This window comes from Gallaecimonas kandeliae (assembly GCF_030450055.1).
Lineage (GTDB): Bacteria > Pseudomonadota > Gammaproteobacteria > Enterobacterales > Gallaecimonadaceae > Gallaecimonas > Gallaecimonas kandeliae.
The window spans coordinates 361,595-374,324 of sequence record NZ_CP118480.1 but is presented as its reverse complement, the minus strand read 5'-3'; the positions used below and the strand labels follow the sequence as shown (position 1 = coordinate 374,324).

Sequence of the window (12,730 nt, the reverse complement as noted above, 5' to 3'; positions counted from 1 at the left end):
CGCTAAGGAAGCCAGCTTAGGGATAAGCGCTTGGATTTGGAAAGCATGACCAACTGACTCGGCGTCCCCCACACAGGGCGACAAGCGCGCAGGAGCAAGCGCTTGGACGTGCGCCAGCACGGTCCGAAGGGTGAGCCTCGAAGTGAAAGCGCGGCTTTCACGCAGGCGAACGCGAGGCCCAGGATGGCCGAGCCGGGTGACTGGCCAGGGATGGTTTTCAAGGAGGGACCGACTTATGGAAATTGACCCCAAAGCAAAGAGCCAGAGCTGCTAATGAAGCCTGGCGGTGGCCAGCTCAGGGCAAGTCCAGGACGATGCAGAGCACCGTCCGCTACGCCGGGCGGCATGAAGCCGTTCATGCCGCTATCTCCGGCTTCGCCCTTCGCGCTGCCAGCCTGAGCCAGTGCCACCGGCACTGCCTCTCGCTGCGCGACCGGCTTTCCGCCCTCCTCTCACATGGTATTGAAGCGGCCGTTGGCCGCGCTGTTGATGTCGCCATGTGAGCTTGTCGAAGCTGCATCACATGGCGACAAGCGCGTCGGGAACCGGCGCTTGGACGTGCGGCAGCACGGTCCGAAGGACGGTTGGCAGGGAGGCCAACCGCCATGCCACACGCGTAGCGCGGTGGCCGTGATGGGAGGGTAGGTCACCGCCGGGCGTAGCCCAAAATGCAAAAACCCCCGGCCTTTCGGTCGGGGGTTTTGCGTTTCGTGTTAGGTGCCTGGCGGTGACCTACTCTCACATGGCGAATGCCACACTACCATCGGCGCGGCTGCGTTTCACTTCTGAGTTCGGAATGGGTTCAGGTGGTTCCACAGCGCTATTGCCGCCAGGCGAATTCATTTAAGTCCGCCCTTGCGGGCCAACTTATTCAATTCGGATTAGCTGATAACAATGCTTTGAGTTTCTCGCCTTCTTTGGCGTCCTACAAAACCCTTTGGGTGTTGTATGGTTAAGCCGCACGGGCAATTAGTACTGGTTAGCTCAACGTATCACTACGCTTACACACCCAGCCTATCAACGTCGTAGTCTTCAACGACCCTTTAGGAGACTCGAAGTCTCAGGGATGACTCATCTCAGGGCTCGCTTCCCGCTTAGATGCTTTCAGCGGTTATCGATTCCGAACTTAGCTACCGGGCAGTGCCACTGGCGTGACAACCCGAACACCAGAGGTTCGTTCACTCCGGTCCTCTCGTACTAGGAGCAACTCCCTTCAATCATCCAACGCCCACGGCAGATAGGGACCGAACTGTCTCACGACGTTCTGAACCCAGCTCGCGTACCACTTTAAATGGCGAACAGCCATACCCTTGGGACCGACTTCAGCCCCAGGATGTGATGAGCCGACATCGAGGTGCCAAACACCGCCGTCGATATGAACTCTTGGGCGGTATCAGCCTGTTATCCCCGGAGTACCTTTTATCCGTTGAGCGATGGCCCTTCCATTCAGAACCACCGGATCACTATGACCTACTTTCGTACCTGCTCGACGTGTCAGTCTCGCAGTTAAGCTGGCTTATGCCATTGCACTAACCTCCTGATGTCCGACCAGGATTAGCCAACCTTCGTGCTCCTCCGTTACTCTTTGGGAGGAGACCGCCCCAGTCAAACTACCCACCAGACACTGTCCTCAACCCGGATAACGGGTCTAAGTTAGAACATCAAACATACCAGGGTGGTATTTCAAGGTTGGCTCCACCAGAACTGGCGTCCTGGTTTCATAGCCTCCCACCTATCCTACACAAGTAGGCTCAATGTTCAGTGTCAAGCTGTAGTAAAGGTTCACGGGGTCTTTCCGTCTAGCCGCGGGTACACTGCATCTTCACAGCGAATTCAATTTCACTGAGTCTCGGGTGGAGACAGCGTGGCCATGGTTACACCATTCGTGCAGGTCGGAACTTACCCGACAAGGAATTTCGCTACCTTAGGACCGTTATAGTTACGGCCGCCGTTTACCGGGGCTTCGATCAAGAGCTTCACCTTACGGCTAACCCCATCAATTAACCTTCCGGCACCGGGCAGGTGTCACACCGTATACGTCCTCTTTCGAGTTTGCACAGTGCTGTGTTTTTGATAAACAGTCCCAGCCACCTGGTCACTGCGACTCTCGTCTGCTTACGGAGCAAGTCCTTCACAAACAAGAGCGTACCTTCTCCCGAAGTTACGGTACTATTTTGCCTAGTTCCTTCACCCGAGTTCTCTCAAGCGCCTTGGTATTCTCTACCTGACCACCAGTGTTGGTTTGGGGTACGGTTCCTATGCAACTGAAGCTTAGAGGCTTTTCCTGGAAGCGTGGCATCAACAGCTTCGTCACCGTAGTGACTCGTCTCGTGTCTCGACTTATAGGGACCCGGATTTGCCTAAGTCCCCAGCCTACGCACTTTCACATGGACAACCAACGCCATGCCTGCCTAGCCTTCTCCGTCCGCCCATCCCATTGCATAGAAGTACAGAAATATTAATCTGTTTCCCATCGACTACGGCTTTCGCCCTCGCCTTAGGAGCCGACTCACCCTGCCCCGATTAACGTTGGACAGGAACCCTTGGTCTTCCGGCGAGCGGGTTTTTCACCCGCTTTAACGTTACTCATGTCAGCATTCGCACTTCTGATACCTCCAGCATGCCTCCCGACACACCTTCACAGGCTTACAGAACGCTCCTCTACCGCTCACACAGTGTGTGAACCCGTAGCTTCGGTGCATAGCTTAGCCCCGTTACATCTTCCGCGCAGACCGACTCGACTAGTGAGCTATTACGCTTTCTTTAAAGGGTGGCTGCTTCTAAGCCAACCTCCTAGCTGTCTAAGCCTTTCCACATCGTTTCCCACTTAGCTATGACTTTGGGACCTTAGCTGACGGTCTGGGTTGTTTCCCTTTTGACGACGGACGTTAGCACCCGCCGTCTGTCTCCCGGATAGTACTCTTGGGTATTCGTGTGTGCATGGGTTTGGTAAGTCGGGATGACCCCCTAGCCCAAACAGTGCTCTACCCCCCAAGGTATTCGTCCGAGGCGCTACCTAAATAGCTTTCGAGGAGAACCAGCTATCTCCCGGTTTGATTGGCCTTTCACCCCTAATCACAGGTCATCCCCTACTTTTGCAACAGTAGTGGGTTCGGTCCTCCAGTACCTGTTACGGCACCTTCAACCTGCCCATGACTAGATCACCGGGTTTCGGGTCTATACCTTGCGACTGGACGCCCAGTTAAGACTCGGTTTCCCTACGGCTCCCCTATTCGGTTAACCTCGCCACAAAATATAAGTCGCTGACCCATTATACAAAGGTACGCAGTCACCCCGAAGGGCTCCTACTGCTTGTACGTACAGGGTTTCAGGTTCTATTTCACTCCCCTCGCCGGGGTTCTTTTCGCCTTTCCCTCACGGTACTGGTTCACTATCGGTCAGTTGGGAGTATTTAGCCTTGGAGGATGGTCCCCCCATATTCAGTCAAGATACCACGTGTCCCGACCTACTCATCGTATGCAACAATACCTGGCATTTCATGTACGGGACTATCACCCTGTGTCGTCGGCCTTTCCATACCGTTCCACTATACCAAGCACTGATAAACACACTGGGCTCTTTCCCGTTCGCTCGCCGCTACTGAGGAAATCTCGTTTGATTTCTTTTCCTCGGGGTACTTAGATGTTTCAGTTCTCCCGGTTCGCCTCATTACGCTATGTATTCACGTAATGATACTTGCTTATGCAAGTGGGTTTCCCCATTCGGAAATCATTGGCTCAATCGGTTCTTATCACCTCACCAATGCTTATCGCAGATTAGCACGTCCTTCATCGCCTCCAACTGCCTAGGCATCCACCCTGTACGCTTAGTCACTTAACCATACAACCCCGAAGGGTTTCGCTTGGTCTTTCGTTTTCATGCGGCCTTGTCTTCCTCGCTCAGGCGGTCATGTACCGAAGTACACTTCCTTCTTCGCTCGTCGACGGCGTTGCCTGAAATCGAAATCCCGGCGCGAACATATTTCCCGTTAATGGAAATATCCGTATGTGACTAACACCTGGTTTTCGCCGGACGCTCAAAGTAAATTGAGAATCTCGTTTAAATTGCAGTGTTATCAGCTTTCCGAATTGTTAAAGAGCAAGGCTTAAAAAAGCCTAAGGTAAATTCTTCAATTTAACTTAGGCATTTCAAAATGGCGTCCCCTAGGGGATTCGAACCCCTGTTACCGCCGTGAAAGGGCGGTGTCCTAGGCCTCTAGACGAAGGGGACATCTATTATGGTGGAGCTAAGCGGGATCGAACCGCTGACCTCCTGCGTGCAAAGCAGGCGCTCTCCCAGCTGAGCTATAGCCCCATAAAGTGTGGTGGGTCTGAGTGGACTTGAACCACCGACCTCACCCTTATCAGGGGTGCGCTCTAACCAGCTGAGCTACAGACCCACACTTGTATTCGCTCTTACCTGATCCAAGTAATCTGTGTGGACACTGCGCAGCGGCAGTCTCTTTTAGTAAGGAGGTGATCCAGCCGCAGGTTCCCCTACGGCTACCTTGTTACGACTTCACCCCAGTCATGAACCACACCGTGGTAAACGCCCTCCCGAAGGTTAAGCTATCTACTTCTGGTGCAGCCCACTCCCATGGTGTGACGGGCGGTGTGTACAAGGCCCGGGAACGTATTCACCGCAGCATTCTGATCTGCGATTACTAGCGATTCCGACTTCACGGAGTCGAGTTGCAGACTCCGATCCGGACTACGACGCGCTTTATGAGATCCGCTCACTGTCGCCAGCTTGCATCCCTCTGTACGCGCCATTGTAGCACGTGTGTAGCCCTACTCGTAAGGGCCATGATGACTTGACGTCGTCCCCACCTTCCTCCGGTTTATCACCGGCAGTCTCCTTTGAGTTCCCGCCATTACGCGCTGGCAACAAAGGACAAGGGTTGCGCTCGTTGCGGGACTTAACCCAACATTTCACAACACGAGCTGACGACAGCCATGCAGCACCTGTCTCAGAGTTCCCGAAGGCACCAATCCATCTCTGGAAAGTTCTCTGGATGTCAAGAGTAGGTAAGGTTCTTCGCGTTGCATCGAATTAAACCACATGCTCCACCGCTTGTGCGGGCCCCCGTCAATTCATTTGAGTTTTAACCTTGCGGCCGTACCCCCCAGGCGGTCAACTTAACGCGTTAGCTCCGGAGTCCACGTTTCAAGAACACAAACTCCAAGTTGACATCGTTTACGGCGTGGACTACCAGGGTATCTAATCCTGTTTGCTCCCCACGCTTTCGCACCTGAGCGTCAGTCTTTGACCAGGGGGTCGCCTTCGCCACTGATGTTCCTTCCGATCTCTACGCATTTCACCGCTACACCGGAAATTCCACCCCCCTCTCCAAGACTCTAGTTAGCCAGTCTTAAATGCAATTCCCAGGTTAAGCCCGGGGCTTTCACATCTAACTTAACTAACCGCCTGCGTGCGCTTTACGCCCAGTAATTCCGATTAACGCTTGCACCCTCCGTATTACCGCGGCTGCTGGCACGGAGTTAGCCGGTGCTTCTTCTGCGAGTAACGTCACAGGAACCAGGTATTAACTAGCCCCCTTTCCTCCTCGCTGAAAGTGCTTTACAACCCGAAGGCCTTCTTCACACACGCGGCATGGCTGGATCAGGCTTGCGCCCATTGTCCAATATTCCCCACTGCTGCCTCCCGTAGGAGTCTGGGCCGTGTCTCAGTCCCAGTGTGGCTGATCATCCTCTCAGACCAGCTAGGGATCGTCGCCTTGGTGAGCCGTTACCTCACCAACTAGCTAATCCCACGTAGGCGCATCCGATAGCAAGAGGCCCGAAGGTCCCCCTCTTTGGTCCGTAGACATCATGCGGTATTAGCCATCGTTTCCAATGGTTATCCCCCACTATCGGGCAGCTCCCTACGCATTACTCACCCGTCCGCCGCTCTCAAGGGAAGCAAGCTCCCCTCTACCGCTCGACTTGCATGTGTTAAGCCTGCCGCCAGCGTTCAATCTGAGCCATGATCAAACTCTTCAATTAAAAGCGTTTGATGCTCAATGAATTGCTGAAGTGTTGAACACTCAACTTCATCGAGTAAATCTCAATATTTTGAGAACTTACCCTCTGCGAGTGCCCACACAGATTACTTGGATTCTATTGTTAAAGAGCGTCGCTCTGCTCGAGCGAGGAGGCGCATTCTACCGCCTCCATATTCAGTGTCAAGCCCTTTCGCTTCACACCCAAACTTCCGATTTCGAGGCTTTCGACTCAATCTCCGAAGCGGACCGCCATTCTACTCGCTTATCTCTTCCGGTCAAGGGCCTTTTTGACCCGGCTTTACAGCCTTCCCTTCAGCGCTTTCCCTTGGCGACGGAGCGGCATTATAGGGACCTTGCTTCAGATCACAAGATCTTTTTTATCTGCTAGCCGATCTTTTTTAAAGAGGCTAAAACATATTCAAAGGAACTTAAGTTCTTGCTTGCGGACAAAAGCTATAACGACATAGAGGGGGAAGAATGGGCATGCGATATGCAGGTTGTATTGCCTTGTTCTGTTTGTCAGCCGCTTATGCCAGTGAACCTTCACTGCATGATTTGGTTGAGAGTCAGGTCAACTCAAACAACTCAGCACCCAAGGCGATAGCCGTGCTGCTTCAAAGTTATCCTCAGGCATCCCAGGAGATCCTGGCCGAGGCCTTCCGAAGTTATCCATCCCAGATCCCCCAGATCATCCAGGCGGTTGTCCATCAGCAGCCGGCCATGGCTGCCTTGGCTGTCGATCAGGCCCTGAAACTCCCAGGCGTTAAGACCGCTGCAATAGTCGAGGCGGCCATCAGTGCCGACCCGGCCTGTTCCGATCTGGTTGTAGGGTCGGCCATGAAAGATGAACCGGACCAGTTCCATGACATTATCAGTGTCGCGCTCTCTACTGAGCCACTGGCCGTGGACGGTATCGTCCAGTCAGCCGCCAAACAGCGGCCAGAACGTATCGATGAGCTGATGTCCTTGGTCAAGGAGCTGGTACCCGACCAGCTTGAAGAAGCCATGGCGACTATCAAGGCCCTGTTTCCCCATCGGGAAGAAGAAGAGGTTCAAGTCCAAGCCAACAACAACTGACGTTCTTCGGGCATAAAAAAAGCCGAGGCAGATGCCTCGGCTTTTTCGTTGTCCTTTACTTACTCAGCAGCAGCTTCTTCAGCAGCAGCTTCGGTCGCAACAGGACGGTCAACCAGTTCTACGAATGCCATGGGGGCGTTGTCGCCAGCACGGAAACCGCATTTCAGAATGCGAAGGTAACCGCCGGGACGATCTTGATAACGCGGGCCCAGTTCGTTGAACAGCTTGCCTACAACCTCTTTATCGCGGGTGCGGGCAAAGGCCAGACGACGGTTAGCAACGCTGTCGGTCTTGGCCAGGGTGATCAACGGCTCAACAACGCGACGCAGCTCTTTCGCCTTCGGCACGGTCGTCTTGATAACTTCATGACGAACCAGGGAGCTGGCCATGTTGCGGAACATGGCCTGGCGGTGGCTGCTGTTGCGATTTAGTTGACGACCACTCTTACGATGGCGCATGGGAGTTTCCTTTTAACTAAATCAGTTGACACTTAACCTGGTTCAGTCTCTATCGACCAGACTGGCGGGCGGCCAGTTCTCAAGGCGCATGCCCAGAGACAGACCACGGGACGCCAATACGTCTTTGATCTCAGTGAGAGACTTCTTACCAAGGTTAGGCGTTTTGAGGAGCTCTACCTCGGTACGCTGTACCAGGTCACCGATGTAGTGGATGGCTTCTGCCTTGAGGCAGTTAGCCGAACGCACGGTCAGCTCCAGATCATCAACAGGACGCAGCAGGATCGGATCGAACTCGGGCTTCTCTTCTTTCTGCTCGGGCTCGCTCATGTCGCGCAGCTCGACAAAGGCCTCCAACTGCTCAGCCAGGATAGTGGCAGCGCGGCGGATAGCCTCTTCGGGATCGATGGTACCGTTGGTTTCCATGTCGATCACGAGCTTGTCGAGGTCGGTGCGTTGTTCAACACGAGCGCGCTCTACGTTGTAGGCAATACGCTCAACGGGAGAGAAACCGGCGTCGACCAGCAGGCGGCCAACAGGACGGTCATCCTCTTCCAGAGAAAGACGAGAAGACGCGGGAACATAGCCACGGCCGCGCCCTACCATGATGCGCATGGTAATTTGCGCATCACCGGTCAGGGTGCAGATGTGGTGTTCAGGGTTCATGATTTCCACATCACCATCAGTGGTGATATCCGCCGCTACAACCGGACCAGCGCCGCTCTTGCTGAGCGTCAGGATAGCTTCGTCCTTGCCGTGCAGTTTAACGGCCAGACCTTTAAGGTTCAGGAGGATTTCAATGACGTCCTCTTGAACGCCTTCCTTGCTGGAGTACTCATGCAGCACGCCGTCAATCTCTACTTCCGTGACGGCACAGCCGGGCATGGAAGACAGAAGAATGCGACGCAGTGCATTGCCAAGCGTGTGCCCAAAACCGCGCTCAAGCGGTTCCAGGGTCACCTTGGCTCGAGTCGGGCTGAGGCTTTCAATGTCCACCAGCCGCGGCTTGAGAAAATCGGTAACAGAACCCTGCATATAGTCCTCTCTAGTGCGTTAAGCTTTACTTGGAGTAAAGCTCGACGATCAGCTGTTCGTTGATGTCGGCGGACAGATCAGTACGCTCAGGAAGACGCTTGTAGGTGCCTTCCATCTTGTCTTTGTCAACTTCCAGCCAGGTCGGCTTTTCACGCTGCTCGGCCAGTTCCAGGGCCGCTTTGATACGGGCCTGCTTCTTGGCCTTCTCACGGATGGAGACGACATCGTTCACAGACACCTGGAAAGAGGCAACGTTAACCACTTTGCCATTTACCAGGACTGCCTTATGGCTGACCAGCTGGCGAGCTTCGGCGCGGGTAGCACCAAAACCCATGCGGTAGACCACGTTATCCAGACGCCCTTCCAGCAACTGCAGCAGGTTTTCACCTGTGTTGCCTTTCAGACGAGCTGCTTCTTGGTAGTAGTTACGGAATTGCTTCTCGAGCACACCGTAAATGCGACGAACCTTTTGCTTCTCGCGCAGCTGAACACCGTAGTCGGACAGGCGGGGCTTGCGAGCACCGTGCTGGCCCGGAGGCTGCTCGAGTTTGCACTTGGAATCAATCGCGCGGACGCCGCTTTTCAGGAACAGATCAGTACCTTCGCGGCGGCTGAGCTTGAGCTTAGGACCCAAATATCTTGCCATCTTCTTTCTCCACTATCCTCTGGAAGCGAACTTAAACGCGACGCTTCTTCGGCGGACGACAGCCGTTGTGCGGGATCGGCGTAACGTCGGTGATGTTGGTGATCCGGAAGCCGGCAGCATTCAGTGCGCGGATTGCGGATTCACGGCCCGGGCCAGGGCCCTTCACATTCACTTCCAGGTTTTTCACGCCATATTCGGCAGCAACGACACCCGCGCGCTCTGCAGCAACCTGCGCAGCGAACGGAGTTGACTTACGGGAACCACGGAAGCCGGAGCCACCAGCAGTTGCCCAAGACAGGGCGTTACCCTGACGGTCAGTGATCGTCACGATAGTGTTGTTGAAAGAAGCATGTACGTGGGCAATGCCATCAACAACTTGCTTTTTGACGCGCTTACGGGCGCGAGTCGGAGTCTTAGCCATCGTTTACCTTCCCAATTATTTCTTGATCGGTTTACGAGGACCCTTACGGGTACGCGCGTTGGTCTTAGTGCGCTGACCACGTACGGGCAGACCGCGACGGTGGCGCAGACCACGATAGCAGCCCAGGTCCATCAAACGCTTGATAGACAGGGTCACTTCACGGCGCAGGTCACCTTCAACGGTGTACTTACCGACTTCGTCACGAAGCTTGTCGATTTGCGCTTCATCCAACTCGCGGATTTTCACGCTTTCTTCAATACCGGCCGCGGCACAAATGGCCTTGGCGCGGGTACGTCCGACGCCATAAATGGCAGTCAGAGCGATCACAGCATGTTTATGATCAGGAATGTTAATGCCGGCTATACGGGCCATCAACTGCACTCCTAAAGTAAGTGGCTATCTGCGGAAAGCCCGTAAGGATACCCAACAGAAAGCCTGTTTTCAATTAAGCTGACCAGCTTATTTGTGCTGGTCAGCCCCGGATTAGCCTTGCCGTTGCTTGTGCTTCGGCTCAGTGCAAATCACACGCACCACACCGTGGCGCTTGATGACTTTGCAGTTGCGGCAAATTTTCTTAACGGATGCACGAACTTTCATTGCTTACTCCGTACGTTCACGACACCAAAGGCCGGGCTTAGCGCCCGTAGCCCTTGAGGTTCGCCTTCTTCAGGACAGACTCATATTGATGGGTCATCATATGGGTCTGCACCTGGGCCATGAAGTCCATGATGACTACGACGATAATCAGCAGTGAAGTACCACCGAAGTAGAACTGCACATTGAACGCCACCATCATGAACTCAGGGATCAGACACACCAGGGTGATGTAGATCGCACCAGCCAAAGTCAGGCGGGTCATCACTTTGTCGATGTAGCGAGCAGTCTGCTCGCCCGGGCGAATACCCGGAATAAAGGCACCGCTCTTCTTCAGGTTTTCTGCCGTTTCACGCGGGTTGAATACCAGCCCGGTGTAGAAGAAACAGAAGAAGATAATGGCTGCTGAATACAGCATCACGTACAACGGCTGACCTGGTGACAGCGCCAGTGAAATATCCTGCAACCAGGACAGTGAGGCATTCTGGCCGAACCATTTTGCCACTGTACCGGGGAACAGGATGATTGAGCTGGCGAAGATCGGCGGTATAACACCAGCCATGTTGATCTTCAGCGGCAAGTGAGTGCTTTGCGCAGCGAAGACGCGACGGCCCTGCTGGCGCTTGGCGTAGTTGACGACGATGCGGCGTTGGCCACGCTCGACAAAAACCACAGCAAAAGTCACTGCCACAACAACAACTGCAATCAGCACTGCGACCAGGAAATTCAAATCCCCTTGACGCGCCTGCTCTATTGTCCTGCCGATAGCCGGGGCCAGGCCCGCGACGATACCGGAAAAGATCAGAAGGGAGATACCGTTGCCGATACCCCTTTCGGTGATCTGCTCACCCAGCCACATCAGGAACATGGTACCGGTTACCAGGCTTACTACCGCAGTAAAGTAGAAAGCCGGGCCCGGATTCAGCACCAGGCCATTCACCAGATTGGGAAGACCAGTTGCGATCCCGAAGGACTGAACAATCGCCAGCGCCAAAGTGCCCCACCGCGTGTATTGACTGATCTTGCGACGCCCTGCTTCACCTTCCTTCTTCAGTTCGGCGAGAGCGGGATGGACCACAGTCAACAGCTGCACGATGATCGACGCCGAGATGTACGGCATGATCCCCAGTGCAAACACAGAGGCACGAGACAAGGCACCACCGCTGAACATGTTAAACATGGCAACGATGGTGTCTTTTTGCTGTGCAAACAGATCGGCAAGAACAGCAGCGTCAATACCAGGAATGGGGACGAAGGAGCCGGCCCGGAACACGATAATTGCTCCGAGCACGAAGAGCAGCCGGCGTTTGAGTTCCGACAGCCCACCTTGTGCCTTATTAGTATCCAGTCCTGGTTTAGCCATTGCCTATTATTCCTCGACCTTTCCGCCAGCGGCTTCAATGGCAGCGCGGGCACCTTTGGTGACACGCAGACCACGTACAGTCACAGGACGCTCGATGGCGCCGGACAGTACAACCTTGGCGAATTCAATGTTACGGGTGATGACGTTAGCGTCTTTCAGGCTGTTCAGATCAACCACATCACCTTCTACCTTGGCCAGTTCGGACAGGCGCACTTCAGAAGTCACCAGGGACTTACGAGAAGTGAAACCGAACTTAGGCAGACGGCGTTGCAGCGGCATCTGACCGCCTTCAAAGCCTGCACGTACTTTACCACCACTACGGCTCTTTTGACCTTTATGGCCACGGCCACCGGTTTTACCCAGGCCGGAACCGATACCGCGACCTACGCGCTTAGGAGCGCTTTTGGCACCAGCGGCAGGGGACAGGGTATTCAGTTTCATCCGATTAGCCCTCCACCTTCACCATGTAATAGACCTGGTTGATCATGCCACGGACGGCCGGAGTGTCTTCCAGCTCGACGGTGTGGTTGATCTTGCGCAGGCCAAGACCGCGCAGCGTGGCTTTGTGCTTAGGCAGGCGGCCAATGGAGCTGCGAGTTTGGGTTACTTTTACTGTCTTGTTAGCCATTGTGATTACCCCAGAATTTCTTCAACGGTGAGACCACGTTTGGCGGCCACGGCTTCCGGAGACTTAACGTCTACCAGGGCGCCGATGGTTGCACGAACCACGTTGATCGGGTTGGTGGAACCGTAGCATTTGGACAGCACGTTGTGTACGCCAGCCACTTCCAGGACGGCACGCATGGCGCCGCCGGCGATGATACCGGTACCCTCAGAGGCGGGCTGCATGTACACCTGGGAGCCGGAGTGACGGCCCTTGACAGGGTGATGCAGGGTAGTGCCGTTCAGGGACACGGTAACCATGTTGCGGCGAGCTTGTTCCATGGCCTTTTGAATGGCGGCAGGAACTTCGCGGGCTTTACCGTAACCGAAACCGATGCGACCGTTGCCGTCGCCCACTACAGTCAGTGCAGTGAAGCTGAAGATACGGCCGCCCTTAACTACTTTAGAAACACGGTTGACGCTGATCAGCTTTTCGATCAGGTCACCGGCTTGCTTTTCTACGTTCGCCATG

At 54.5% G+C, this 12,730-nt stretch carries 12 protein-coding genes, 3 tRNA genes and 3 rRNA genes; 2 read left to right on the top strand and 16 right to left on the bottom strand.

Annotated features, from left to right (window positions below; genetic code table 11):
- Positions 1-314: 314 nt before the first annotated feature.
- The gene (locus tag PVT67_RS01765; protein ID WP_301497185.1) at positions 315-503 is read left to right on the top strand and encodes a hypothetical protein; all 189 of its coding nucleotides are present in this window, start codon (positions 315-317) and stop codon (positions 501-503) included.
- 216 nt (positions 504-719) lie between these two features.
- On the opposite strand, the gene rrf is transcribed toward PVT67_RS01765, so the two are convergent.
- The 6 genes from rrf to PVT67_RS01735 form a co-directional block, all read right to left on the bottom strand.
- Positions 720-834 (bottom strand): 5S ribosomal RNA (gene rrf, locus PVT67_RS01760).
- A gap of 114 nt (positions 835-948) precedes the next feature.
- Positions 949-3,840, bottom strand: a 23S ribosomal RNA gene (locus PVT67_RS01755).
- 314 nt (positions 3,841-4,154) lie between these two features.
- Positions 4,155-4,230 (bottom strand) — tRNA-Glu (locus PVT67_RS01750).
- 8 nt (positions 4,231-4,238) lie between these two features.
- A tRNA-Ala gene (locus PVT67_RS01745) sits at positions 4,239-4,314 on the bottom strand.
- An 8-nt stretch (positions 4,315-4,322) separates the two neighbouring features.
- Positions 4,323-4,399, bottom strand: a tRNA-Ile gene (locus PVT67_RS01740).
- A 69-nt stretch (positions 4,400-4,468) separates the two neighbouring features.
- A 16S ribosomal RNA gene (locus tag PVT67_RS01735) occupies positions 4,469-6,005 on the bottom strand.
- The 16S, 23S and 5S rRNA genes sit together here with 3 tRNA genes alongside, the layout of an rRNA operon.
- A gap of 482 nt (positions 6,006-6,487) precedes the next feature.
- On the opposite strand from PVT67_RS01735, the gene PVT67_RS01730 reads away from it, so the two are divergent.
- Positions 6,488-7,081, top strand: a complete 594-nt coding sequence (locus PVT67_RS01730) for a hypothetical protein (protein WP_301497183.1) — start codon at positions 6,488-6,490, stop codon at positions 7,079-7,081.
- Positions 7,082-7,140: 59 nt separating this feature from the next.
- Here the strand turns inward: PVT67_RS01730 and rplQ are convergent, their stop codons facing one another.
- The 10 genes from rplQ to rpsE form a co-directional block, all read right to left on the bottom strand.
- Positions 7,141-7,539: a 50S ribosomal protein L17 gene (rplQ, locus tag PVT67_RS01725; protein ID WP_008486793.1), complete on the bottom strand. Its 399-nt coding sequence runs from the start codon at positions 7,537-7,539 to the stop codon at positions 7,141-7,143.
- Between the two features lie 42 nt (positions 7,540-7,581).
- Complete coding sequence (locus tag PVT67_RS01720) at positions 7,582-8,571, bottom strand: DNA-directed RNA polymerase subunit alpha (RefSeq protein WP_301497180.1); 990 nt, start codon at positions 8,569-8,571, stop codon at positions 7,582-7,584.
- 25 nt (positions 8,572-8,596) lie between these two features.
- Complete coding sequence (gene rpsD, locus PVT67_RS01715; protein WP_301497178.1) at positions 8,597-9,217, bottom strand: 30S ribosomal protein S4; 621 nt, start codon at positions 9,215-9,217, stop codon at positions 8,597-8,599.
- 31 nt (positions 9,218-9,248) lie between these two features.
- The gene (rpsK, locus tag PVT67_RS01710) at positions 9,249-9,638 is read right to left on the bottom strand and encodes a 30S ribosomal protein S11 (RefSeq protein ID WP_008486796.1); all 390 of its coding nucleotides are present in this window, start codon (positions 9,636-9,638) and stop codon (positions 9,249-9,251) included.
- Between the two features lie 15 nt (positions 9,639-9,653).
- Positions 9,654-10,010 (bottom strand): 30S ribosomal protein S13, encoded by a 357-nt coding sequence (gene rpsM / locus PVT67_RS01705; RefSeq protein WP_301497174.1) that lies wholly within the window; start codon positions 10,008-10,010, stop codon positions 9,654-9,656.
- Positions 10,011-10,121: 111 nt separating this feature from the next.
- On the bottom strand, positions 10,122-10,235 hold the full coding sequence (gene rpmJ, locus PVT67_RS01700; protein ID WP_301497172.1) for a 50S ribosomal protein L36: 114 nt from the start codon (positions 10,233-10,235) through the stop codon (positions 10,122-10,124).
- Positions 10,236-10,272: 37 nt separating this feature from the next.
- Positions 10,273-11,595 (bottom strand): preprotein translocase subunit SecY, encoded by a 1,323-nt coding sequence (gene secY / locus PVT67_RS01695; protein WP_301497170.1) that lies wholly within the window; start codon positions 11,593-11,595, stop codon positions 10,273-10,275.
- Between the two features lie 6 nt (positions 11,596-11,601).
- Positions 11,602-12,036: a 50S ribosomal protein L15 gene (rplO, locus tag PVT67_RS01690; protein WP_301497168.1), complete on the bottom strand. Its 435-nt coding sequence runs from the start codon at positions 12,034-12,036 to the stop codon at positions 11,602-11,604.
- Between the two features lie 4 nt (positions 12,037-12,040).
- On the bottom strand, positions 12,041-12,223 hold the full coding sequence (rpmD, locus tag PVT67_RS01685) for a 50S ribosomal protein L30 (protein WP_008486801.1): 183 nt from the start codon (positions 12,221-12,223) through the stop codon (positions 12,041-12,043).
- A 5-nt stretch (positions 12,224-12,228) separates the two neighbouring features.
- Positions 12,229-12,729 carry a 30S ribosomal protein S5 gene (gene rpsE / locus PVT67_RS01680; protein ID WP_301497166.1) on the bottom strand — a complete coding sequence of 167 codons (501 nt, stop codon included), beginning with the start codon at positions 12,727-12,729 and terminating at the stop codon, positions 12,229-12,231.
- Position 12,730: the final 1 nt, after the last annotated feature.

Bases quoted from the DNA above. Each gene is read 5' to 3' on its own strand.
- rplO (WP_301497168.1), bottom strand. From the start codon at position 12,036: ATGAAACTGAATACCCTGTCCCCTGCCGCTGGTGCCAAAAGCGCTCCT.
- PVT67_RS01730 (WP_301497183.1), top strand. From the start codon at position 6,488: ATGCGATATGCAGGTTGTATTGCCTTGTTCTGTTTGTCAGCCGCTTAT.
- rpsM (WP_301497174.1), bottom strand. From the start codon at position 10,010: ATGGCCCGTATAGCCGGCATTAACATTCCTGATCATAAACATGCTGTG.
- PVT67_RS01720 (WP_301497180.1), bottom strand. From the start codon at position 8,571: ATGCAGGGTTCTGTTACCGATTTTCTCAAGCCGCGGCTGGTGGACATT.
- rplQ (WP_008486793.1), bottom strand. From the start codon at position 7,539: ATGCGCCATCGTAAGAGTGGTCGTCAACTAAATCGCAACAGCAGCCAC.
- secY (WP_301497170.1), bottom strand. From the start codon at position 11,595: ATGGCTAAACCAGGACTGGATACTAATAAGGCACAAGGTGGGCTGTCG.
- rpsK (WP_008486796.1), bottom strand. From the start codon at position 9,638: ATGGCTAAGACTCCGACTCGCGCCCGTAAGCGCGTCAAAAAGCAAGTT.
- rpmD (WP_008486801.1), bottom strand. From the start codon at position 12,223: ATGGCTAACAAGACAGTAAAAGTAACCCAAACTCGCAGCTCCATTGGC.
- rpsD (WP_301497178.1), bottom strand. From the start codon at position 9,217: ATGGCAAGATATTTGGGTCCTAAGCTCAAGCTCAGCCGCCGCGAAGGT.
- PVT67_RS01765 (WP_301497185.1), top strand. From the start codon at position 315: ATGCAGAGCACCGTCCGCTACGCCGGGCGGCATGAAGCCGTTCATGCC.
- rpsE (WP_301497166.1), bottom strand. From the start codon at position 12,729: ATGGCGAACGTAGAAAAGCAAGCCGGTGACCTGATCGAAAAGCTGATC.
- rpmJ (WP_301497172.1), bottom strand. From the start codon at position 10,235: ATGAAAGTTCGTGCATCCGTTAAGAAAATTTGCCGCAACTGCAAAGTC.